Origin of the sequence: Methylocystis sp. WRRC1, assembly GCF_020733155.1 — a bacterium.
Classification (GTDB): Bacteria; Pseudomonadota; Alphaproteobacteria; order Rhizobiales; family Beijerinckiaceae; genus Methylocystis.
Window position 1 is genome coordinate 1,620,743 of sequence record NZ_JAJFZJ010000001.1, and the last position, 22,957, is coordinate 1,643,699.

General features: G+C 66.9%; 19 protein-coding genes. 5 read left to right on the forward strand and 14 right to left on the reverse strand.

Going from position 1 to position 22,957, the window contains the following annotated elements; translation table 11 throughout:
* Positions 1 to 5: 5 nt before the first annotated feature.
* Both ligA and LG047_RS07885 read right to left on the reverse strand, forming a co-directional pair.
* Positions 6 to 2,123: an NAD-dependent DNA ligase LigA gene (gene ligA / locus LG047_RS07880; protein ID WP_227966199.1), complete on the reverse strand. Its 2,118-nt coding sequence runs from the start codon at positions 2,121 to 2,123 to the stop codon at positions 6 to 8.
* Positions 2,124 to 2,257: 134 nt separating this feature from the next.
* Entirely contained in the window at positions 2,258 to 5,128 is a 2,871-nt protein-coding gene (locus LG047_RS07885; RefSeq protein WP_370635026.1) for an EAL domain-containing protein, read from the reverse strand.
* 381 nt (positions 5,129 to 5,509) lie between these two features.
* Here LG047_RS07885 and ptsP point away from each other — a divergent pair, with 381 nt between their 5' ends.
* From ptsP to LG047_RS07900, 3 genes are all read left to right on the forward strand, one after another.
* Positions 5,510 to 7,774: a phosphoenolpyruvate--protein phosphotransferase gene (gene ptsP / locus LG047_RS07890; RefSeq protein WP_227966200.1), complete on the forward strand. Its 2,265-nt coding sequence runs from the start codon at positions 5,510 to 5,512 to the stop codon at positions 7,772 to 7,774.
* A gap of 54 nt (positions 7,775 to 7,828) precedes the next feature.
* Positions 7,829 to 8,899, forward strand: coding sequence for a peptide chain release factor 1 (prfA, locus tag LG047_RS07895; protein ID WP_227966201.1), 1,071 nt, complete (start codon positions 7,829 to 7,831; stop codon positions 8,897 to 8,899).
* A gap of 119 nt (positions 8,900 to 9,018) precedes the next feature.
* On the forward strand, positions 9,019 to 9,282 hold the full coding sequence (locus tag LG047_RS07900; protein WP_036283593.1) for a hypothetical protein: 264 nt from the start codon (positions 9,019 to 9,021) through the stop codon (positions 9,280 to 9,282).
* An 83-nt stretch (positions 9,283 to 9,365) separates the two neighbouring features.
* Here the strand turns inward: LG047_RS07900 and LG047_RS07905 are convergent, their stop codons facing one another.
* The 3 genes from LG047_RS07905 to LG047_RS07915 all read right to left on the reverse strand — a co-directional run bounded on the left by LG047_RS07905 (position 9,366) and on the right by LG047_RS07915 (position 13,185).
* Entirely contained in the window at positions 9,366 to 9,689 is a 324-nt protein-coding gene (locus LG047_RS07905) for a hypothetical protein (RefSeq protein ID WP_036283594.1), read from the reverse strand.
* Between the two features lie 60 nt (positions 9,690 to 9,749).
* Positions 9,750 to 11,342: a bifunctional phosphoribosylaminoimidazolecarboxamide formyltransferase/IMP cyclohydrolase gene (purH, locus tag LG047_RS07910; protein WP_227968457.1), complete on the reverse strand. Its 1,593-nt coding sequence runs from the start codon at positions 11,340 to 11,342 to the stop codon at positions 9,750 to 9,752.
* 133 nt (positions 11,343 to 11,475) lie between these two features.
* A complete protein-coding gene (locus tag LG047_RS07915) occupies positions 11,476 to 13,185 on the reverse strand; it encodes a heparinase II/III family protein (protein WP_227966202.1) in 1,710 nt (569 codons plus the stop codon).
* 258 nt (positions 13,186 to 13,443) lie between these two features.
* Here LG047_RS07915 and LG047_RS07920 point away from each other — a divergent pair, with 258 nt between their 5' ends.
* Complete coding sequence (locus tag LG047_RS07920) at positions 13,444 to 13,977, forward strand: gamma carbonic anhydrase family protein (RefSeq protein WP_227966203.1); 534 nt, start codon at positions 13,444 to 13,446, stop codon at positions 13,975 to 13,977.
* Between the two features lie 6 nt (positions 13,978 to 13,983).
* Here the strand turns inward: LG047_RS07920 and LG047_RS07925 are convergent, their stop codons facing one another.
* Positions 13,984 to 14,607 carry a transglutaminase-like cysteine peptidase gene (locus tag LG047_RS07925; protein ID WP_370635028.1) on the reverse strand — a complete coding sequence of 208 codons (624 nt, stop codon included), beginning with the start codon at positions 14,605 to 14,607 and terminating at the stop codon, positions 13,984 to 13,986.
* 92 nt (positions 14,608 to 14,699) lie between these two features.
* Positions 14,700 to 15,329, reverse strand: coding sequence for a transglutaminase-like cysteine peptidase (locus LG047_RS07930; protein ID WP_036283597.1), 630 nt, complete (start codon positions 15,327 to 15,329; stop codon positions 14,700 to 14,702).
* A 410-nt stretch (positions 15,330 to 15,739) separates the two neighbouring features.
* On the opposite strand from LG047_RS07930, the gene LG047_RS07935 reads away from it, so the two are divergent.
* Positions 15,740 to 16,144 carry a hypothetical protein gene (locus LG047_RS07935; RefSeq protein ID WP_227966205.1) on the forward strand — a complete coding sequence of 135 codons (405 nt, stop codon included), beginning with the start codon at positions 15,740 to 15,742 and terminating at the stop codon, positions 16,142 to 16,144.
* Positions 16,145 to 16,149: 5 nt separating this feature from the next.
* Here LG047_RS07935 and LG047_RS07940 read toward each other — a convergent pair whose 3' ends face one another.
* The 7 genes from LG047_RS07940 to ccmI all read right to left on the reverse strand — a co-directional run bounded on the left by LG047_RS07940 (position 16,150) and on the right by ccmI (position 22,906).
* Positions 16,150 to 16,962 (reverse strand): MipA/OmpV family protein, encoded by an 813-nt coding sequence (locus LG047_RS07940; protein ID WP_227966206.1) that lies wholly within the window; start codon positions 16,960 to 16,962, stop codon positions 16,150 to 16,152.
* A 217-nt stretch (positions 16,963 to 17,179) separates the two neighbouring features.
* A complete protein-coding gene (locus tag LG047_RS07945) occupies positions 17,180 to 18,364 on the reverse strand; it encodes an FAD-dependent monooxygenase (protein ID WP_227966207.1) in 1,185 nt (394 codons plus the stop codon).
* 13 nt (positions 18,365 to 18,377) lie between these two features.
* A complete protein-coding gene (locus LG047_RS07950) occupies positions 18,378 to 18,626 on the reverse strand; it encodes a zinc-finger domain-containing protein (protein ID WP_036283602.1) in 249 nt (82 codons plus the stop codon).
* Between the two features lie 92 nt (positions 18,627 to 18,718).
* Entirely contained in the window at positions 18,719 to 19,186 is a 468-nt protein-coding gene (locus LG047_RS07955) for a cytochrome c-type biogenesis protein (protein WP_227966208.1), read from the reverse strand.
* Entirely contained in the window at positions 19,183 to 21,159 is a 1,977-nt protein-coding gene (locus LG047_RS07960; RefSeq protein ID WP_227966209.1) for a heme lyase CcmF/NrfE family subunit, read from the reverse strand. The genes LG047_RS07955 and LG047_RS07960 overlap by 4 nt, the downstream gene beginning before the upstream one ends.
* 7 nt (positions 21,160 to 21,166) lie before the next feature.
* Positions 21,167 to 21,604, reverse strand: a complete 438-nt coding sequence (gene ccmE, locus LG047_RS07965; protein WP_036283609.1) for a cytochrome c maturation protein CcmE — start codon at positions 21,602 to 21,604, stop codon at positions 21,167 to 21,169.
* Between the two features lie 177 nt (positions 21,605 to 21,781).
* Positions 21,782 to 22,906 carry a c-type cytochrome biogenesis protein CcmI gene (gene ccmI / locus LG047_RS07970; protein WP_227966210.1) on the reverse strand — a complete coding sequence of 375 codons (1,125 nt, stop codon included), beginning with the start codon at positions 22,904 to 22,906 and terminating at the stop codon, positions 21,782 to 21,784.
* Positions 22,907 to 22,957: the final 51 nt, after the last annotated feature.

A 22,957-nucleotide genomic window follows, 5' to 3' on the forward strand; every position in this document is an offset into this window, starting at 1 on the left:
CTGAATCACCCCTGCCCCGTCCGCGTAAACCACTGCTCCTCGTTGATCACCTCGATCCCGAGTTCGCGCGCCTTCGCGAGTTTCGACCCCGCGCCTGGCCCCGCCACGACGAGGTCCGTCTTCTTCGACACGGACGCCGCCACCTTCGCGCCGAAGCGCTCGGCCTGCGCCTTGGCTTCGTCGCGCGTGAGGCGTTCCAGCGCCCCGGTGAAGACGACGGTCTTGCCGGCGACGGGCGACGAGGAGGCGATCTCCGGCATCGGCTCCAGCGTCACCTGCGAAAGCAGCGCGTCGAGCTCCTTCTCGTTGTGCGGCTCGGCGAAGAAATCATGCAGCGCCTCCGCCACCACCGGCCCGACGCCGTCGATGGAGTCGATGCGCGCGCGGGCTTCCGTGCCCGGATCCGCTTCGCGCGCCGTTTCGCGCAAGGATTCGAAATCGCCGAAATGGCGCGCAAGGCGGCGGGCGTTGGTCTCGCCGACATGCCGGATGCCGAGCGCGTAAAGAAAGCGATTGATCGGGATCGTGCGGCGCGCCTCGATCGCCGCGAAGAGATTGCGCACCGAGGTTTCGCCGAAGCCCTCGCGATTCTTTATCTTTGTCAGGCTCGCGCGGTCGCGCTCCTCAAGCGTGAAAATATCCGACGCCGTCTTTATCAGCCCCTCGTCGTAGAAATATTCGATCTGCCTGTCGCCGAGCCCTTCGATGTCGAAGGCGTTGCGCGAGGCGAAATGTTTCAGCCGCTCCACCGCCTGCGCCGGACAGACGAGCGAGCCCGTGCAGCGGCGCACGACATCGGCCTCTCCCGTCTTCTCGTCGATCTCGCGCAGCGCCGCCGAACCGCAGCGCGGGCAGACATGGGGGAAGTGATAGGGCTTCGCGCCGTGGGGCCTCTTCTCCGTCACCACTTCCACAATTTGCGGAATGACGTCGCCTGCGCGTTGCACGACGACCGTGTCGCCGACGCGTATGTCCTTGCGGGCGATCTCGTCCTCATTGTGCAGTGTGGCGTTGGAAACCACGACGCCGCCGACCGTCACGGGCTCCAGCCGCGCTACCGGCGTCAGCGCGCCGGTGCGGCCCACTTGAATCTCTATGTCGCGCAGAATGGTTGTCGCGCGCTCGGCGGGGAATTTATGCGCTGCCGCCCAGCGCGGCGCGCGGGAGACGAAACCGAGCCGCTCCTGCAGCGAAATGTCGTCGACCTTGTAGACGACGCCGTCGATGTCATAGCCGAGCGTCGCGCGCCGCGCCTCGATCGCGCGATAATGAGCGAGCATTTCCTCCGCGCCGTCGCAAAGCCTGGTGAGTGGATTGACCTTCAGGCCGAGGCGCCTGAACGCCTCCAGCACGCTCCATTGCGTCTCGCCCGGCAATTCGCTCGCCTCGCCCCAGCCGTATGCGAAGAAATGCAGTGGCCGCCCGGCTGTGATCTTCGGGTCGAGCTGGCGCAACGACCCTGCCGCCGCATTGCGCGGATTGGCGAAAGGCGGCTTGCCGGCCGCCGTCTGGCGCTCGTTGAGCGCGGCGAAATCGGCGTGGGTCATATAGACCTCGCCGCGCACTTCCAGCACCTCGGGCGCATCGCCATGGAGCTTGTGCGGAATCTCCTGCAGCGTGCGGATATTGGCGGTGACGTCCTCGCCCTCATAGCCGTCGCCGCGCGTCGCCGCCTGCGCGAGGCGCCCGCCTTCATAGCGCAGCGAGCAGGAAAGCCCGTCGATCTTGGGTTCGGCGGTGAAGGCGAGACGCGCCCGCTCGCCAAGACCGAGAAAACGCCGCACGCGCGCGACGAAATCGAAGACCTCCTCGTCCGAAAACACATTGCCGAGCGACAGCATCGGCACGGCGTGCTTTACCTTTGCGAATTTCTCGGAAGGCTTCGCGCCGACCTTCCTCGTCAGCGATTCGGGCGTGACGAGTTCCGGAAAGGCTTTTTCCAGCGCCTCGTAGCGGCGGCGCGCGGCGTCATATTCCGCATCGGGAACGAGCGGCGCGTCCTCCCGATAATAGGCCTCGTCGTAGCGCGCGATGTCGTCGCCGAGGCGCGCATGTTCGGCGCGCGCTTCGGCGGGACTCAATTCGTCGACGGAAAGGGGACGGGAGGCGGGCTTTTTGGTCATGTCGCAATGCGGGTCGGTTCCGTCATTGCGCGGAGCGACGAGGGTTCGCGGAGGCGGCGTCGCGCCTCTCGATTGCTTCGCTCCGCTCGCAATGACGGCGACACCCTAACCCGCCTTGCGGACGGAGGGAATGCTTACGCCGCCTCAGGCGCCGCGCCCACGAGCCGGCGCGCCTCCTGCGAGCTGATCGGACGGCCGAAGGCGTAGCCCTGCGCGTAGCCGCAGCCGAGCTGGTAAAGCTCGATCGCGTCCGACTCGGTCTCGGCGCCTTCCGCCACGACATCCATGCCGAGATCCTGCGCCAGCGCGATGATCGAGCGCAGGATGACGGGGCGCGCGCCCTTGCCGCTCTGCTTCACGAAGGAGCGGTCGATCTTGATCGTGTCGAAGGGGAAGCGCTGCAGATAGGCGAGCGAGGAATAGCCCGTGCCGAAATCGTCGAGCGAGAGCCCGGCGCCGAGCTCCTTTATGCGCGCCAGCATCTGCGCCGCATATTCGGGATTCTCCATCACGAGGCTTTCCGTGAGTTCGAGCTTGAGGCTGCCCTTCACGATGTCGTGGCGCATCAGCACGCTCTTTACGTCGCGCAGCAGATCATGCCGCAGCAATTGCCGCGACGACACATTGACGGAGGCGAAGATCGGCGGATCGACCGCAAGGGCGCGCTGCCAGGCGGCGAGTTCACGCGCGGTGCGCTCCAGCGCCAGCAGGCCGAAGTCGATGATGAGGCCGGTCTGCTCGGCGATCGGAATGAATTGCGAGGGCTCGAGGCGCCCGAGGCGCGGGTGGTCCCAGCGCAGCAGCGCCTCGAAACCGGCGATGGTGCGGTCTTCGAGACGCACGATCGGCTGAAAGAAGACCTTGACCTCGCCGCGCTCCAGCGCCCGGCGCATGTCGGCCTCGAGCGTCAGACGGTCGGAACGCTGCGCGCGCATCGCCGGGCGGAAGACCTCGATGCGATTGCCGCCGCTGCGCTTGGCGTGGCGCATGGCGATCTCGGCGTCCTCGAGCATGTCGTCGGCGCCGGGGTGCATCTGCTGGTCGTAGAGCGCGATGCCGATGGAGGCGAAAAGCGCGATCTCGCGGTCGGTGAAGCGCACCGGCGTCGCCAGCGAGCGGCGCACGGAATCGGCGAGCGTGATGACGTGATCGGCGTGCGTCTCGGACACGAGGATGATGGCGAATGCGTCGCCGTTGAGCCGCGCCAGCGTGTCCTGCGGCTGCAGCAACCGCGTGAGGCGATGCGCGACAGTCAGCAGGATGCTGTCGCCCATGGCGATGCCGACCTGCTCGTTGATCTGCTTGAAGCGGTCGATGTCTATGACGAGCACCGTGGGGCGCACGTCCTTGTCCATGCGCGCGAAGACCAGGGCGGCTTCGAGACGGTCGAAGAAAAGTTCTCGATTGGGCAGGCCCGTCAGATTGTCGTGCACGGCGTCGTGCAGCAGACGCTCCTGAGCGTTGCGCTCGTCCGTGACGTCGGTGAGCGTGCCGACGACGCGGATGACCTCGCCGTCCGGCCCGACGACGGGACGCGCCCGCAGCCTGTAGCAGAGATAGTGCCCGTCCGCCGCGCGCAGGCGGAACTCCTGGTTGATGCGGCCGCGGCGCTGCTCCAGCAGCGCGTCGAGGCAGGCGCGGTAACGGTCCTGCTCGAAGGGATGCAGAAGGTCGAGCCAGGAGGAGGCGGCGCCTTCCAGCCCGCCGCGATCGAGGCCGAGCGCGGCCTCGGCTTCGGGGCTGACGTAGATATGGTCGGAGGGCACGTCCCAGTCAAAGACGATCTCATTGGCGCCGGTCATGGCCAGCGCCTTGCGCTCCACGTCGCTGATCGCTCCATGGGAGAGACCGCCTGTCGCGAAGGCGTTCTGCATCACGGTGAAGCCGATCAGCATGACGATGAGGACGAGGCCGCCGACGAGCGCCGGCGAGACGAGGTCGTTCGTCATCCATCCCGCGACCGCGAATCCCGCCGTCGCCACCCAGACGACGAGCAGGAACCAGGTGGGGATGAGCATGATCGCGCGCTCGAAGCCGTGCGACGCGAGATAGAGCACAAGCACGAAGCCGACGACGGCGATCGTCGCGAGCGAGATGCGCGCGACGCCTGCCGCCACGGGCGCGTCGAACATGGCGAGGCCGATGAGGTCGGCGAGGATCAGCAGCCACAGCGCCGCCACATGCCAGGCGCGCACATGCCAGCGGTTGAGATTGAGATAGGCGAAGAGGAAGACGACCAGAGTCGCGGAGAGAACCGTCTCCGCGCCGGCGCGCCAGATGCGGTCGGTGTTGGCGTCGGAGCCGAAAATCTTGTCCCAGAAACCGAAGTCGATGACGACATAGGCGAGCACCGCCCAGGCCAGCGCGGCGGCGGCCGGGAAGATGACCGCGCCCTTCACCACGAAGACGATGGTGAGGAAAAGCGCCAGAAGTCCCGCGATGCCGATGACGATGCCCTTGTACAGGGTCAGGCTCGTCACCTTGTCCTTGTAGGCTTCCGGCTCCCAGAGATAGAGCTGCGGAAGGTTCGGCGTGCGCAGCTCCGCCACATAAGTGACGGTGGTGCCGGGATCGAGGGTCAGCCTGAAGACGTCGGCGTCGGCGCTGTCCTCCGCTTCGGGCGGAAAGCCCTGACTGGCGGTGATGGCGTTGATGCGCGTGGAGCCGAGGTCCGGCCATATGACGCCCGAGCCCTGAAGCCGGAAATGCGGGGCGACGATCAGGCGCTCGATCTGCTCGTCAGTGTCGTTCGTCAGCGCGAAGACGATCCAGTTCGGGCGGCTGCCTGCCTCGCGGGCGCCCACCTCGATGCGGCGGACGATGCCGTCGGAGCCCGGCGCGGTCGAAACCTGCAGGCGGTCGCCCTGCGAGGAGTGCTTTTCGACGACATGGGTGAGGTCGATCGCCCGCGCGCCCTGCGGCACGCGCACCGACTCCATGGCAAGGGCCGCCGTCGCAGAGACGAACAGCAGAAAAAGGGCGGTCAGAAAGGTCTGGAGACGCACATTCACTTCTCGATTACGGGCTCTATCCGATAGCGAACCGCCAAAGACGTCAAAAGCGTGGCGGGGACGCGTCTCGCTCCCGCAGCGCCCGCGCGTGGCGGCCGCAGGCGCGCGCCCGGACCCGCCCGGCGGGCGTCGAACATGCCGGACAGATGGTAAAAATCAGTAGAGCCTTCGGCGTCGATCCGCAAGTCGATTCAATCTGGCCCAAAATCCGGTATGGTCCTTGCGTGCGGAAGTCGGCAGCGCTTGCGGAGGGCCGACGGCGCCAATATACGCTTCAGGACAGGCTGCGGCGCGGCGGCGCGGGATTCCTCAGGCGACATTCATTTTCGCGACGGTCCGTCCGCCGGCGGCGCCATGTAAACGGGAACGGATCTGATGCGTAGCGCTCTTGGCGGCCCCCGCCTTTTGCTGCGCCGGCTGCGCGAAATCAGCGCGGAGTCGGTGAGCGCGCAGGCGCGTCTCGACAAGATCGTGGTGCAGATCGCCGCGAACATGGTCGCCGAGGTCTGCTCCGTCTACGTGCTGCGCGCCGACCAGCGTCTCGAACTTTACGCCACCGAAGGCCTCAATCGCGAGGCCGTGCATCAGACCACCATGCACTCGGGCGAAGGCCTCGTCGGCCTCATCGCCAAGAGCGCCGAGCCGCTGGCGCTCTCCGAGGCGCAGGAGCATCCGGCCTTCGCCTACAAGCCGGAGACGGGCGAAGAAGTCTACCACTCCTTCCTCGGCGTGCCGATCCTGCGCGGCGGCAACACGCTCGGCGTGCTCGTCGTCCAGAACAAGGTTCGCCGCGTCTATTCCGAGGAGGAAATCGAGGCGCTTCAGACGACGGCGATGCTCCTCGCCGAACTCATCGCCTCGGGCGAGCTGCAGGCGATAGAGGACCCCCGCGACCTCGCGCTCTACCGTCCCGCCACGCTCAGGGGTTCGCCGATGGTCGAGGGCGTCGGCCTCGGCCATGTGCTGCTCCACGAGCCGCGCGTCGTCGTCAAGCAGCTCGTGGCCGAGGACATCTCCGGCGAACTCGGGCGGCTGGAGCAGGCGATCGACGCCATGCGCGCCGCGATCGACGAACTCGTCGCCCATGGCGACCGCATGGGCGCCGGCGAGCATCGCGAAGTGCTCCAGACTGTCCGCATGGTCGCAAACGACCGCGGCTGGGTGCGCCGCCTTCGCGAGGCGGTGATGTCCGGCCTGACCGCGGAGGCCGCCGTCGAGCGCGTCCAGAACGACGCCCGCGCGCGCATGCAGCGCCAGACCGACCCCTATCTGCGCGACCGGCTGCATGATCTCGACGACATCGCCAATCGGCTGCTGCACCAGCTCACCGGTCAGAGCTATGTCGCCGACCGCGACAGCGTGCCGGAAAACGCGATCATCGTCGCCCGCACCATGGGCCCGGCCGCCCTGCTGGACTACGACCGCCAGCGCCTGCGCGGCCTCGTGCTCGAGGAGGGCGGGCCGACGAGCCATGTCGCCATCGTGGCCCGGGCGCTCGGCGTCGCGACCGTCGGCCTCGTGCAGGGTCTCATCGACATCGTCGAGACGGGCGATCCGATCATCGTCGACGGCTCCACCGGCGAAGTCCATGTGCGGCCGCAGCCCGACGTTCAGAGCGCCTATGCCGAAAAGGCGCGGCTGCGGGCAAGGCGTCAGGAGCAATACGCCAGGCTGCGGGACGTTCCCGCCATCACGAAAGACGGGGTGCAGATCGCGCTGCACATGAACGCCGGCCTCGCCATCGACATGCCGCATGTCCACGAGACCGGCGCGGCGTCGGTCGGCCTCTTCCGCACGGAGCTGCAATTCATGCTCGCGCCGCGCTTTCCGCGCATGGACGAGCAGCACCGCTTTTACAAGGCCGTGCTCGACGCCGCCCCCGACCGGCCGATAACATTCCGCACGCTCGACATCGGCTCGGACAAGATTCTTCCCTACATGGCGAAGATCGAGGAGGAGAATCCGGCGCTCGGCTGGCGCGCCATCCGCATCGGCCTCGACCGTCCCGGCCTGCTGCGGATGCAGATACGCGCCATGCTGAAGGCGGGCGCCGACCGCGACCTGCGCATCATGTTCCCGATGATCGCCAATGTCGCGGAGTTCGAGGCGGCCAGAGCCATCGCCCTGCGCGAGCTCGATCACATAAAGCGCCACGACTACTCGCCGCCGCGGTCGCTGCGGCTCGGCGCCATGGTGGAGGTGCCGTCGCTCCTTTGGGAGCTCGACCTCATCGCGGAGCGCGCGGATTTTCTGTCGGTCGGCTCCAACGACCTCGTCCAGTACATGTATGCGGCGGACCGCGACAACACGCGCGTCTCCAAGCGCTATGACAATCTCTCGCCGCCCGTGCTGCGCGCGCTGGAGCGCGTCGCCGAAGCAGGACGGCGCGCGAACACGCCCGTCACTCTTTGCGGCGAAATGGGCGGGCGCCCGCTCGAGGCGCTGGCCCTGCTCGCCATCGGCTATCGCTCGCTATCCATGTCGCCCTCCGCCATCGGCCCGGTGAAGTCGATGATCCTCAATGTCGATCTCGACGAGGCGCAGGTGTTTCTGGCGACGCTGCTCGCGGCCGACGACGGCGCGCCCTCGGTGCGCGAAAAGCTGCGCGATTATGCGCTTTCGCGCAACATTCCCTTGTAGCGACGCTCTTCCGCCTTTTCGTCGCTCGCCCGCTCCCTCACGAATCCGATCCGCATGTTCGCACAAGACAAGCTCGACCTCATTCTGCGCCGTTATGACGAAATCGGCGAGAAACTCGCCGGCGGCGCCGACGGACAGACATTCGTCGCCCTCTCGCGCGAGCGCGCCACGCTCGACGACGTCGTCGACGCCATCCGCGCCTGGCGCGACGCGCAGCGCGAAGTCGACGATCTCGCCGCCATGCTGGCCGACTCTTCGCTCGACCCCGAGGTGCGCGCGCTGGCGGAATCCGAAACCGACGGCGCGCGCGAAAAACTGGAGGCCGCCGCAAACACGCTGCGACTCGCCCTGCTGCCGAAGGACGAAGCCGACGAGAAGGGCGTCATACTCGAAGTGCGCGCCGGCACGGGCGGGGACGAGGCCGCGCTTTTCGCCGGCGATCTCTTCCGCGCCTATCAGAAATACGCGGCGCTCAAGGGCTGGCGCGTTGAGCTCGTCTCGGAGAGCCCCGGCGCGCTCGGCGGCTTCAAGGAAATCGTCGCCGAAATCATCGGGCGCGGCGTCTATGGAAGGCTGAAATTCGAATCCGGCGTGCATCGCGTGCAGCGCGTGCCGGAGACGGAGACGCAGGGCCGGATCCACACTTCCGCCGCCACGGTCGCCGTGCTGCCGCAAGCCGAAGACGTCGACATCGACATCGACGAAAAGGATTTGCAGATCGACACCATGCGCGCCCAGGGCGCCGGCGGCCAGCACGTCAACAAGACGGAATCGGCGATCCGCATCACCCATATTCCCTCGGGCATCGTGGTGATGATGCAGGAGGAGCGCTCGCAGCATCGCAACAAGGCGAAAGCCATGAATGTGTTGCGCTCGCGCCTCTATGACGCCGAGCGCCAGCGCCTCGACAAGGAGCGCTCGGACGACCGCAAGCAACAGGTCGGCTCAGGCGACCGCTCGGAACGCATCCGCACCTATAATTTTCCGCAAGGGCGCGTCACCGACCATCGCATCAATCTCACGCTTTACAAGCTCGATCGCGTGATGGAAGGCGAGTTCAACGAGATCATCGACGCGCTGACGACCGATCATCAGCAGAAGCTGCTCGCGCAGAGCGAGGCGTAAAGCATCCTCTTTCCTCGCGCGTTCGTCATGTGCGTTCGCGTACAAACGCGGGCGAAGACGCGCCTTAAGTTGCTCTCATTCGCGAAACGGAAATCGCGAAACAACCAAAGGAGAGCATCATGTCCACATCGAAGAAGATCGTCACCACGACCATCGCCGCCGCTGTTCTTGCCGGTTCGGTCGCGAGCGCCACGCCGGCCCTCGCCTGGCATCATCACCATGGTTACGGCTGGGGCCCCTATGCGGCCGGCGCAGTCGGCGCTCTTGCGATCGGCGCGATCGCCGCGGGCGTCGCCGCGAGCGACGGCTGCTATTACGAAAGCCGCCCGATCTTCAATCGCTGGGGCGATGTCGTCGGCTACCGCCGCTATCCCGTGTGCTGAGCGCGGCCGAAATGGTGAAAAGGGAAGAAGGGCTGGCGGCCGCCGGCCCTGTCTTCATGCAATGAGCAATCCCTTACGGCGACTCACCAGCCGTCGAAGACGCTCCCATATTCCGAATAGCGCAGCGGGTCCTGGTCGGCGAAATCCTGCTGCTCGAGAAAATAACGGTCATTGGCTCGGGCGTTCGGCCGCAGCTTTCCCTGCGCCGCCGCCGAAGCGGCGCCGTCGTCGAGCCAGTCCTTGTTGGTCGTGAGATTCTTCGGCAGGGCGATTGGAAAATCGTCTTCGTTGTTGGCGGCGACCTGACCGGCGGGCGCCGGCTGCTTGCGGGATTTCGCAAGCGCGTCTCCCGAGGCAAGCGCACAAAGCAGGGCGAGACCCAGTGAGATTTTCAGCGCGCGACGCATTTTCAACTCCCCCAAAACTCCCGATAGAAACTCACCTTAGCCACAACCAGCATCGCCTGGCTAGTGCCGGAAGTGCCTCACCCCGGTGAAGACCATTGCGAGGCCTTTCTCGTCCGCCGCGGCGATCACGTCCTTGTCGTTGATCGAGCCGCCCGGTTGAATGACCGCCGTAGCGCCGGCCGCCGCCGCCGCGAGGAGCCCGTCGGGGAAGGGAAAGAAGGCGTCCGACGCAACGACCGAGCCTTTCGCGAGACTTTCGGCAAGGCCCGCCGCCTGCGCCGCCTCGCCCGCCTTGTGCGCGGCGGTGCGCGAGGAATCCACACGCGACATCTGTCCCGCGCCAATCCCCACCGTGGCGAGATCCTTGGCGTAAACGATGGCGTTGGACTTCACATGCTTGACGACGCGATAGGCGAATTTCATGTCCGCCAGCTCCTGCGCGGTCGGCTGGCGCTTCGTGACGACCTTCAGATCCATGTCGTCGACGACGGCGTTGTCGCGCGACTGCGCAAGAAATCCGCCCGCGACGCTGCGGAAAGTGACGCCACCCGCGCGCGGGTCCGGCAGGCCGCCGGTCAGCAGCAGGCGCAGGTTCTTTTTTGCGCCGACGATCTCGATCGCCTCCGCCTCGGCGTCGGGCGCTATGATGACTTCCGTGAAGACTTTCACGATCTCGCGCGCGGCCTCGGCGTCGAGCCTGCGATTGAGCGCCACGATGCCGCCGAAGGCGGAAACCGGATCGCAGCGCAGCGCCTTGAGATAGGCCTCCTCCAGAGTCGCGCCCTCCGCGACCCCGCAGGGATTGGCGTGCTTGACGATCGCCACGGCCGCCGTGCGCGCGGGATCGAATTCCGAGACGCATTCGAAAGCGGCGTCCGTGTCGTTGACATTGTTGTAGGAGAGCTGCTTGCCCTGCGCCTGCCGGGCCGTCGCGACGCCGGGGCGCGCCTCGCCCGTGAGATAGAAGCCCGCCGACTGATGCGGATTTTCGCCGTAGCGCATGGGCTCCGACAGGCGCCCGCCGAAGGCGCGCACGGGCGGCGAGGCTTCGCCAAGCTCCTTCGCGAGCCAGTTGGAGATCGCCGAGTCATAGGCCGCGGTGCGCGCGAAGGCTTTCTGCGCGAGGCGGCGGCGGGTCGCGAGACTCGTCGCGCCGCCGATTGCGGCCATTTCCGTCGTCACCGCGGCGTAATCGGAAGGATCGACGACGACGGCGACGTCGTCATGATTTTTCGACGCGGCCCGGATCATCGCAGGCCCGCCGATGTCGATATTCTCGACGCATTCCTCGAAGGGCGCGCCCTTCGCCAGCGTCGCCTCGAAGGGATAGAGATTGACGACGAGAAGATCGATCGGACGGATGTCATGGGCGAGCATGGCCGCCTCATGTTCCGGATTCTCGCGGATCGCGAGGAGGCCGCCATGCACTTTCGGGTGCAGCGTCTTGAGCCGCCCATCCATCATTTCAGGGAAATGGGTGAGGTCGGAAATGTCCTTCACCGCGAGGCCGGCGTCGGCGAGCGCCTTGCGCGTGCCGCCCGTGGAAACCAGCTCGACCCCGTGATCCGCGAGGGCGCGCGCAAATTCGACGAGGCCCGTCTTGTCGGAGACGGAGAGAAGCGCGCGCGCGATTTTGCGGTGATCGACCGGCATGGAGCTGTCCTTCATGAAAACCGGCGGCTTTCCGGTCCGGCGGAGCCGGAAAGGTTCGCGATTCCCTTGGGTCTTGTGGCGTTTTCTTCGAGCGAACCGGTTTCGCTCGAAACCGCTTCTCGCGCCGCGCTTATCACACATCCCCCGCCAGCGGAACCGGCGGAAGCGCCTCGACGCGCTGAATGGACCAGCGCACCTCGGCCTGCGGCGAGGCGTAGCCGCGCAGAACGATCTGGGCGCATCGGCGCGCCCCGCCCGGATTGGCGAAGAAGATGCTCTCCTCGACGAGCGGCCGGGCGCCGACGGCTTCGAACAGCAATGTCTCGCCATTGGCGAGCGTCAGCTCCACATCCGCCCCGCGCGGCGCCGCGCGAACGCGGGGATGCAGGTGAAAGCGGATCTCGAACTCGGTCGGAGCGGCCCGGGGCGTGGCGTTCTCGGCGACAAGAAGACGATCGCGGCCCGCCACGTTGGTCGCGTCATGTGTCAGCGTCAGCTCGCGCGCGTGGACGAGGCCGAAATCGCGCCGATAGCCGTCATGCGACATGACGAGCGTCGTCTCGTCCTCAAGCTGGCGCCGTTCGACCGAAACGACGCGCGGACCGTCGAGAATGCGGCCCGCGGCCCAACGCCCGGCGCCGCGCGGACCGATGCGCGCCGAGGACATGTCGCCGAGCACAAGGGTTGAATGCGCCGCAGTGGCGCGGGCCAACTCGCGGGCGTCTTCGTGCTGGGGCGCGGGAGCGCCGCAATTCACGACGACGCGCTCGAAGCCGAGCGAAAATTCGAAGGAGAGACATCCCGCATGGGCGCCGCGCGAGAATTCCGGCGGCGGCGGGGAACCCGCGTCGACAATGACGAGCGCGTCCCGCGCCTCGAGGCGCTGATAGCCCGAATATGGCGCGTTCGCCGGCGCCGCGCCGCGCGAATCCTCATAGGCGAGGACATTGGCGAGGCGGTCCAGCGCCGTCGCGCCCATGCCGTTGAAGAGCGCCAGCGAGCCGTCGCCATGCTGCAGCATGCGCAGGGTCGGCATCATTCGGTCGATCGAGCGCAGCATCGACTCCGGCGTCTGCAGGCCACGCGCGGCGATGACCTGGCGCAGGGGGAGAAGATCGAGCAGCAGATCGACCGCGACCTGCGGATTGCGGCTGATATGGCCGCCGTCGCTCAGAATCTGGCGGTCGAGTTCGGCGGAAAGGGCGTGCGTCACCTGCGGGCCGATCTTGCGGCCATTGTCGGCGCAGACGGCGTATTGGGCGAGGGCGACGGCGCAGAACATGCGATCGGCCCCGCGCGCCTCGCCGGACGCCAGCGCCCGCCACAGAAGTCGCGCGCTATGCGCCAGGGACCGCATGAAAGCGTCGTAGAATTCGGCGTCGGCGCCGTCGAGCAGCACGGGCGACTGGGTGAGGAAGGACAGCAGGCGTCGCGCGATGACGGCCGGCTCCATCGCCGGATCGCGCCGGGGGAGCCCGCGCAGGGACAGGAAATCGGCGACGAGCGCCCGGGCGTTCGCCTGCGCCAGCGCCCTGTCGGCGGCGCGCAAATGGCGCAGCCAGGAGAAACCCGCGAGCGCGCGCCGCCATCCGGGCGTGGGCGCCGACAGGCCGAAGGGCGAGGCGCCGTGAGTCTGGACGGTTTTACCCTCGAAGGAAAAATAGCCCGCGTAAATCTCGTCGGCGACGGTCGAATCGGTCGTGCGGATTTCCGGCGGCGCGACCCGCAGCCGCTCGGGCGGCGCGATCGCCATGGACTTCACGAGATGATAGGGCGCGGCCGCGCGGCGCGCGAGCGCGCGCGCGGCGGAGACGCCAGCCAGCCGCATCCGATCGCGTAACAATCCGCCGCTCAGGGCGCGCCCTCCGTTTCAGTGATTCGTCAGGCGAGGCGCCGGCGAAGCGCGGCCCGTCAACCGCGTCTCCGCCCGAATGACGAAACCGACACAAGCGCTTATAGCGCATTTTCGCCCGCGCTCCGAATGAGCGGCGGAGAAGACGCCAGTCCGGCGCCAGCTCGCGGGCGCCTTTGCGCCAGCGCGCGGAAATGGCTATGTCGCAGACACGCCGAAGGCAAGCTGGACCAGAGGAGACCGCTTCGCATGCCGCTTTACAAGCTCGACGGAACCGCCCCGCGCCTGCCCGCCCCCGGACACTTTTTCGTGGGGCCGGGCGCGCATCTCATCGGAAGGGTGGAGCTGCAGGAAGACGCCAATGTCTGGTTCGGCTGCGTCCTGCGCGGCGACAATGAGTGGATCACCATCGGCGCGCGCAGCAACATTCAGGACAACAGCGTTCTCCATACAGACATGGGCTTCCCGCTGACCATCGGGGCGGATTGCACCATCGGCCACAATGTCATCCTGCACGGCTGCACGATTGGAGAGGGCAGCCTGATCGGCATGGGCGCGACGATCCTCAACGGCGCCAGGATCGGCAGGAACTGCCTCGTCGGCGCCAATGCGCTCGTCACCGAAGGCAAGGAATTTCCAGACAATTCGCTGATCGTCGGCTCGCCCGCGAAGGTCATCCGCGAACTCGGCGACGACGCGCGCCTCCGACATCTCGAATCAGCGAAACATTATGTCGAAAACGGCCGGCGCTATGCGAAGGGGCTGGAGCCGATCGCCGATTGACGCCTCTTACTTCGACACATACATCGGCGCGCTCGTCGGCGCGCCGATAGAGACCCAGACATTCGGGCTCGCCTGCGACTGACGCTTCACGAAACGATAGGGCGCACTCGACCAGGGCTTCACGCCGCCCGTGAGATTGTCGAGCACATAATCTCCACGATCCGTCCTCACCGTCAGGATCGAATGGCCGTCGCCATGCTCGTCCTTGACGACCGTGAGCAGCAGCGCCCCGGACGGAAAGCCGTCCTCGATCAGCATGCGGCGCTTCAGCAGCGCGTAATCCTCGCAATCGCCCTTGCCGTCGGTGGGATAGTCCCACTCGTCCACGACGCCCCAATGATCCCTGTCGGAGACGGGATCGATGTTCCTGTTCACCCAGGCGTTGATCTTCTCGATCCGTCGGCGCGCGGCGTCCGTCCATTCGATCTCGCGCGCGCCGCCGTCGCCCTCGCGGCATTCGGATGCGTAGCGCTGGCAGAAATCGATCCAGCCGAAGGGCACGCTGGTTTCGGGCCCGACCGGGGCGTAGGTCGCCGGCGCCGGGCGGGCGATGACCCCGGAAGCGGCGAGGCAGAGAAGCCCGGCGGCGAGACCGAGGCTTTTCAATGCGCGACGCGAGAAGACCGACATCTTGACGCAACCTTACTCGACGAACCCAACCGTTAATAAATCATTAACGATTGTGTCCGCCTTGCCAAGATGTGCGCCGCCGCCTTCTCCAATTATGGTTTATTCGAGACGTAGAGGGGGGCGGTCGTCGGCGCGCCGATCGAGACCCACACATTGGGATTCTCCTGCGACTGACGCTTCACGAAGCGGTAGGGGGCGGCGGTCCAGGGCTTCACCTGATCGGCGAGATTGTCGAGCACGAACTCGCCGCGGTTGGTCTTGATCGTGAGGACCGAGTGGCCGTCGCCGTTCTTCTCCTTCACGACCGTGAGCAACAGGGCCTCGGCCGGAAATCCCGCCTCGATCAGCATGCGGCGCTTCAGGAGGGCGTAATCCTCGCAATCACCCTTGCCGTCGGTCGGATAGTCCCAGGCGTCGACCGCGCCCCAGTGGTCCGTGTCGGAGACGGGGTCGATGTTCCTGTTCACCCAGCTGTTGATGCGGGCGATCTTGCGGAACGCCGCCGGCGTCAGCTCGATGTCGCGCGCCTCATGCGTCGTTTCCTGACATTCGCCGCGATAGCGCTGGCAGAAATCGACCCAGCCATAGGGGACGCTCGTCTCGGCGCCCGTCGCGGCGAAGGTCGCGGCCTCCACGCCGGCGAAGCTGGTCTCATTGACGGCGACGAGCGCCACGCCCGCCAGTCCGAGAGCCGCAACCGCTTTGCCGATGATGCCGAACATAACCCGCCTCCGTCTGATGAGGCGAGATTAGGTTTCTTGTTTTGCCGTCACTGAAAGTAATTCGGCCGCATTTTACGCGAACCACTTCAGATTTGAGCAGACAGAAGGTAAGTATAATTCTTCGCAAGGAAAATCCGTAAAATTCGACGCTTTTGCACATATTGCTGTTTTTTAATGACTTTTTTGCGGGACATTCGATAAAATAGCTCAGCTCACGCAATGGCGCCTTTAACTTTCCCCTCAAACTGGTAAATTTTGGCGGGGCACACTGGTTAATGCGGCCGCCGCCGGTATAATTTTTGTGGCGAAGGCCGGGTCGGGTCGGCGCGATCGAGGCGCCATTCGGACGCAAATCCGCCACAGATATTGCTGCTATTGATACCGCTTTCTCACGGGCGAGACAGGAAAGAATGAAACCGATTTTTCCCCTTCCCGCCTTGATTCGCTTCAATGTTCTCGGCGCTTGCGCCTATCTCGCCTGCGTGGGCGCCGCCTGGGCCGACACGCGTCCATCCCCCGCGACGCCGGCGCCCGCCGCCGCGAGCGCGCCAAATTCAGGCCATGATTCATCCCGCCGCATTTCGAAATTCGAGGCGCGACGGATCCGACACGCCTGCCGCGACCGCGCCAACGAGCACAGTCTCAAGGGCCCCGAGCGCGACGCTTTTCTTACGAAATGCTTTTTCGGCCGCGCTTCTCATCGCGCTGTGCGCCACGAATGCGCCCGCGAAGGCGAGGCGAAGGGGCTCGACAAGGCGGCGCTGCGCGACTTCACGCGCGAATGCGTGAAGGAACGCACGCGCCAGAAAGACTGAATCGCTCAGAACGGAAACGGATTGCGCACCTCGAAGGAGCGCGCGACCGAGAGGCCGGCGGTGTATTGGCTGCGGGAGCCGATGAGGTTCGGAATGGGGCTTCCCCCGACGCCGCCAAGCAGACGCTGGCCGCCGCCGAAGACCGAGACGCTGGTCCATTCGTCGAAATCGTAGCGCACCGTCGCCATGCCGCCGGCGGAGGTGAACCCGCCCGTGGCGTTGTAGGGCGTAAGTCGCCCGTTGATCAGCGCCTCGAACGGCGTCACCGAGAAATAGGCGTTGGCGTAGATATTGTCGCCGAAGTTCAGCCGCGGCCCGGCGGAAACGCGAAAACGCCCGAAGCTCTGATAGGCGTCGGCGTAAAGCGCTGCGACGAAGCCGCGATGGCCGTCGACGCCCTGGCGAAGCTCCGCGCGAAGGCGGACATGTTCGAGCGGATTGACCTCGACGAAGCCGCCCACCTCATGCGTGAGCCCGATCCGGCGCAGGCCGAAGAGCCCGTCCCGCTGGCCGCGCTGGAACACGAAGTTCGCCACCGGCCCGGCGCGCAGATAGCCGAGGTCGATCAGCGCCAGACCGAAACCCTCGTCGGGCGTCGAGAAGAGCTCCGGCTCGCCTACCTTGCGAAAGGAAACCGAGGGAAAGGGATAGGGCCGCATCTGGCCCGAGCCCGGAAAGCTCGGCGCGACCGCGCCCGTGACGCTGACCGTGACAATCCAGCCATTGGCGTCGGTTTTTGGCGGTGGAGTCAGTTCGGTCGCGCTCGCCGCGCCGATGAGCCAGCAGAAAGCGGCGAACACACGCCGCAAAAGTCTCAAGCCGCTGATCCGCAATGCCGAATTCCGCTCGCCCGTCGAATCTTGACAGTTTCTTAACAAGCCGCGCGCCGGCTGGCCAGCGCCTGCACAGCTGAAGCTCTGGCAAAACCGGCGCTCGGTCTCCGGCCTTGCCACGCTGATGCGGATTTCGCCCGGTCCCTGCATCAGGCGCGTCATCGCCGTGAGGCGCGGCGGCGCCGGAAAGAGCTGACGAGCCTTACCGGTAGAGCCAGGCGTTGCGCGCGAGCATGCCGCGCCCGCCGAGCGCGCGGATGGCGAGATCGCGGGCGAAGGCCGCCGGACCGCCCATGTGGAAATATTCGCCCTGGCGGCGCGAGGCGCGCACCACCTGCGAGGCGCGGGCGATGCGGGCGCGCTCATAGGCGGCGAAGGCCGTCTCCGCCGTCGCGCCGAACTGCGTGAAGGCGCGGCCCAGCGCGTCGGCGTCCTCGATCGCCTGCGCGGCGCCCTGCGCGAGAAAGGGCATCATGGGGTGCGCAGCGTCGCCGAGCAGGGTCACCGCGCCGCGACTCCAGCTCTTGAGCGGCGGGCGGGCGAAAAGCGGCCAGTGCCGCCAGACGGCCCCCGCCTCCACCAGTTCGCGCAGCATCGGCGCCGAGCGCAGCCGATCCAGCTCGCGCGCCAGCGACGGCCCGTCGAGCGAGAGGATGGAGGCGCCGTCCTGCTGCCGCGGCGGCTCCTCGACGATCACGACGACATTTATGATCGAGCCGTCGCGAAGCGGGTAATGCACGACATGCGCGCCCGGCGACAGCCAGAGATTGCTCTCCTGCGCCCGCAGCGGCGCAGGCGCCAGTTCGGCCGGCACCAGCGCGCGCCAGGCGGTAGCGCCGGAATAGATGGGCGCGTCGCGCTCGGTGCGATGCAGATGCGCGCGCACGGCGGAGCGCTGACCATCGGCGCCGACAAGGCCGGAGGCGTCGATCTGCTCCAGCCCCCCGGATGTGTGGACGCGCAGCGAGACGACGCCGGAGCGATCCTCGAAATCGCCGACCCGCGCGCCTGTGCGGATCTCGACGAGCTCCTCCGCGAGCGCGCCCTGCAACAAAATCTGCTGAAGATCGGCGCGATGGAAAACACGGAAAGGCGCGCCCCAGCGCTCGCGCGCGCCGGAAAGATCGAGCCGGGCCAGAACGGCGCCGTCGCGCCCGCGGCGGATGTTGATCGCCTGCGGCTCCAGCGCCGCCGCCGCGAGCATCGGCTCGAGGCCGAGACCGGCCAGAACCCGCCCGGCGTTGGGCGCGATCTGAAACCCCGCGCCGACTTCCTCGATTTTCGCCGCGCGCTCCAGAACCAGCGCTCGTCTGCCCGCGCGCGCCAGCGACAATGCGGCGGTCAGCCCGCCGACGCCGGCGCCCGCGATGACGATGGGCGCGCTCACGCCGGCCCGGTCCTCAGGCGGCTTCTTCGGTCGCGTGATAGACACATTCCGCCGGGTCGGCGCCGCCGTGCAGCGAGGCGTCATAGACGAAAAGGGTCGAGCAATAGGGGCAGACCGCCTGCGAATCCGCGCCCATGTCGAGATAGACATGCGGATGGTCGAACGGCGGCAGCGCGCCGATGCACATGAACTCCTTCGCCCCCACGCGAATCTGGGCGACGCCGGGCGTATTGTGGAAATGGGGCGTGGAATGTTCGGCCATGGTCCGCTCTTTCGTGACGCCGCTCAGGCGGCTCAGGATAGCTCCCGCCCCCTATATTGCAGCGCGCGCGCCTTGGATAGGGGTTGCGGGGCTCACTCTTTCGGGTCGACGCCCAGCGCCTTCAGCCGCTCGCGCTCCTGCGCCGTCAGGGCGGCGGGCGCGAGGGCGGCGCGACGGTTGCGTCGGGCGGCGGTCCAGACGGCGGCCGCCCCGGCCAGCAGCGCGATAAGCGGCGCCGTCCACAGCAGGATTGTCCCCATCTTCAACGGTGGACGCAGCAGGACGAAGTCGCCGTAGCGGGCGTGCACATATTCCTTCACCTCGGCGTCGCTCATGCCTTCCTTGAGCTTCTCGCGCACGAGAACCCGCAGGTCTTTCGCAAGCGAGGCGTCGGAATCGTCGATCGACTGGTTCTGGCAGACGAGGCACCGCAATTCGCCGGTGATGGCGCGGGCGCGGGCCTCGAGCGCGGGGTCGGAGAGCATTTCGCCCGGCGTGACGGCGTGGGCGGCGAGCGGCGCGATGACGAGCGCGGCCGCGAGAAAGTAACGACACTTCATTCCGCAGCCTCCGGCAGGGCGCCCGCCGCCGCGCGTCTTGCGACGCCGATGCGCAGGCGCCGGTCGGCCAGCGAGCAGGCGCCGCCGAAAGCCATGACGAGCGCGCCGATCCAGATCAGCGTCACGAGCGGCTTCCAGTAGAGACGCGCGTCGATCGTGCCGTCGCCATGCGACTCGCCGATGGCCGCATAGACCTGCCCCAGACCGAGCGTGACGATGCCGGCTTCGGAACGCTGCATCTTGCGCGCCTGATAGAAGCGCTTGGCGGGTTCGATCGTCGCGATCGTTTCGCCGCCCTTTCGCACCGCCATCACGGCGTAAATTTCCGAATAGTTCGGCCCCTGCCGCGGCGAGACTTCCTCGATTCCCAGCTTGTAGGGCCCGACGTCGTAGTAATCGCCGGGTTTCATCGCGAGGATGTTCTCGACGCCCCAACCCGTCGCAGCGAGGCCGAGCAGCGTCAGCCCCATGCCGGCGTGCGAGATCGACGTGCCCCATGCGGACAGCGGCAGGCCGAGGAGGCGCGAGAAGACCGAACGCGACGAGGCCGCGCGGTAGGTCACGCGCTGGGCGATGTCTGTCACGCCGCCGACGATGAGATAGATCGCAATGCCGGCGGTGACGATGGAAAGAAACGGCGTCCCGTACCAGGCGCCGAAGGCCGCCGCGCCGACAACGCCGACCGCGAAGGCGACGCGCAGGCGCTGCATGGCGGCGCCGAGGTCGCCGCGCTTCCAAGCCAGCATCTGGCCGATCGGCATCAGCAGCGCGAGCGGCAGGGCGATGGGGATCAGCACCGTATTGAAGAAGGGCGCGCCGACCGAAATCTTCTCCCCCGTCAGCGCCTCCAGCGCCAGCGGATAGAGCGTGCCGATGACCACCGTCGCGCAGCTCGCCGAGAGCAGAAGGTTGTTCACGACCAGCGCGCCCTCGCGCGAAATGGGCGAGAACAGCCCGCCCACCGGCAGTGAGCCGGCGCGGATAGCAAAGAGCGCCAGCGCGCCGCCGATGAAAAAGACGAGGATGGCGAGGATGAATACGCCGCGCTCGGGATCGCTCGCGAAGGCGTGCACGGAAGTGAGCACGCCCGAACGCACGAGGAACGTGCCGAGGAGCGACAGCGAAAAGGCGAGGATCGACAGGAAGATCGTCCAGACCTTGAGCGCCTCGCGCTTCTCCATCACCGCCGCGCTGTGCAGCAGGGCCGTGCCCGCGATCCAGGGCATGAGCGAGGCGTTCTCGACCGGGTCCCAGAACCAGAAACCGCCCCAGCCGAGCGTGTAATAGGCCCAATAGGAGCCCATCGCGATGCCGAGCGTCAGGGCGATCCATGCGAAGAGCGTCCATGGCCGGGCGACGCGCGCCCAGGCGGCGTCTATGCGCCCGCCGATGAGCGCCGCCGCCGCGAAGGAGAAGACCACCGAGAATCCGACATAGCCAAGGTAGAGCAGCGGCGGATGAATCGCGAGGCCGGGGTCCTGAAGGATCGGATTGAGGTCGCGGCCTTCCCACGGCGCCTGCGCGACGCGCGCGAAGGGATTGGACGTCAGCAGGATGAAGAGCAGGAAGGCGGCGCCGAGCAGCCCCTGCACGGAAAGCGCGTCGGCGCGCAGCTTGTCGGGAATGGCCGAGGAAAAGAGCGCGATGAGCGCGCCGCAGAGCGACAGCACCAGCACCCAGAGCAGCATGGAGCCTTCGTGATTTCCCCAGACGCCGGAGATTTTATAGATGAAGGGCTTCAGCGAATGCGAATTCTCGATGACGTTCACGAGCGAGAAGTCGGAGACGACATGCGCATAGGTGAGCGCGCCATAGGCCAGCGCGATCAGAAGAAACTGCGCGATGGCGGTCGGGCGCGCGACGCGCATCAGCGCCGAGTCGTTGAGGCGGGCGCCGGCGAAAGGAATGACGAATTGCGCGAGAGCGAGCGCGAGCGCGAGGACGAGCGCGTAATGTCCGGTTTCGACGATCATTCGGGACTCACTTCTTTTCGCCCTGCCACACGCCCTGCTTCTTCAGCGCATCGGCGACGTCGCGCGGCATGTAGCGTTCATCGTGCTTGGCCAGCACGCTGTCCGCCTTGAACTTTCCGTCCGGCTTCAGAAGCCCGTCGACGACGACGCCCTGCCCCTCGCGGAAGAGATCGGGCAGCAGACCCGTATAGGCGACGTCGAGGTCCTTCGTCCGGTCGGTGACGGTGAAGGTCACATCCTTGCCGCTCTTCACGACGCTGCCCTCCTTCACGAGACCGCCGATGCGCAGCCGCGCGCCCGGCGCGACCTGTTTCTGGGCGAGTTCAGAAGGCGTGTAGAAAAAGACGATATTGTCGCGCAGCGCGAACAGCATCAGTCCGGCCGCGAGGCCGAGAACCGCCAGCGCCCCGATGATCAAGGTCAGTCGCTTACCCTTGCGCGTCATTATGCTCTCTTTTCGAACGGCGCGGCCGACGCCGGCCGGAGACCACGGATGTAGAGGTTCGGCGCGGCCTTTGGAAGTGCCGCGTCCGGCGCCGGTCCCGGCGGCTCTGGCGCCACGGCGGCCGGGAAATCCGGATCGGCGCGCGGGCCGCGACCATCGCGCCGGGCGGTTACGCGGCTATCCGCCGATATTCAGCTCTTTCGCCAGCGCCTCGATGCGGGCGACGTCATCCTGCTTTTCCGCCAGCGCCTTGCGGGCGTCGGCCAGAGCCTTTTTCGCCTTCTCGGTTTCCGCGAGCACGCTGTAGGCGCGGATGAGCTTCAGCCAGCCCTCGACATCGTCGCCCTTGGCCTCGAGGCGCGACGCGAGACGGTCCACCATGGTGCGGATCGCCGCCTGACGCTCCTGCGCCGGCATGGCGGCGATGGCCTTGCCCTGCTCGCTCGCCGGCCCCTGCGCGGCCGCGGGCGGCGGGGCGGGTTCGGCCTCGCCGCGCAGCATGGCGAGCTGGCCCCTGACCGCCTTGAGATAGGCGGCGTCCTCCGGGGCCTCCGCCGCCATTTTCTCGAAAATCCCGATCGCCTTGTCCTTGTCGCCAGCCTGCGCGGCGGCGACGCCGAGGTAATAGCGCGCGACCACATTGTCGGCTTCGAGCGCGAGCGCCGCCTCGAAATCCTTCTTTGCCTCTGGCGTCACCGTTCCCTGGGCGACGATCATGCGGGCTTCGCCGAGCGCGGCGTGACGGGCCGCCGTGGGCCCCAGAAGCTTCAGCGCCTGCGAGTAAGCGTTGATCGCGTCGTCGCCGCGGCCCGTGCGCAGGTAGTAGGGCGCAACGACCTCGAAGCCGCGGCCGTCCTCGGGATGCTCGCGCAAATGCTGCTCGATGCGGGCGACGGCGCCGGCGAGGTCGTTGTGATCCGGCGCGGAGTCGAGCCGCGCGGTCAGCGGCATGTCGGGCATGCCGACATTGCCGAGGCGCCAGTAAAGCGTGAGCGCCAGCGCGGGAATTGCGACGATTGCGAGAAGCGCCGCAGCCAGCGCCGCCTTGCGCGAACGCGCGGCCCTCGCCCTGGGCGCCGCCTCGGCGCGCAGCAGGCGGCGGGCGGCCTCGGTCTTCGCAGCCTCGGCCTCGGCGGGGTCCAACCGCCCCTCGGCGGCCTCTCGCTTGATTTCGGCGATCTGCTCCTCGAAGAAGGCGATGTCCGAGGCGCTGGCGTCCATGACTTCGCCGCGCATGGCGAGCGGCGCGAGCACGGCCATTACGGCGGCGCCGGTGAGAAGGGCGAACACGAGCCAGATCATGGAGCGCTGTTTAAGGCTTTGCGCCCGTCATTGGAAGAGACATGCGCCGGG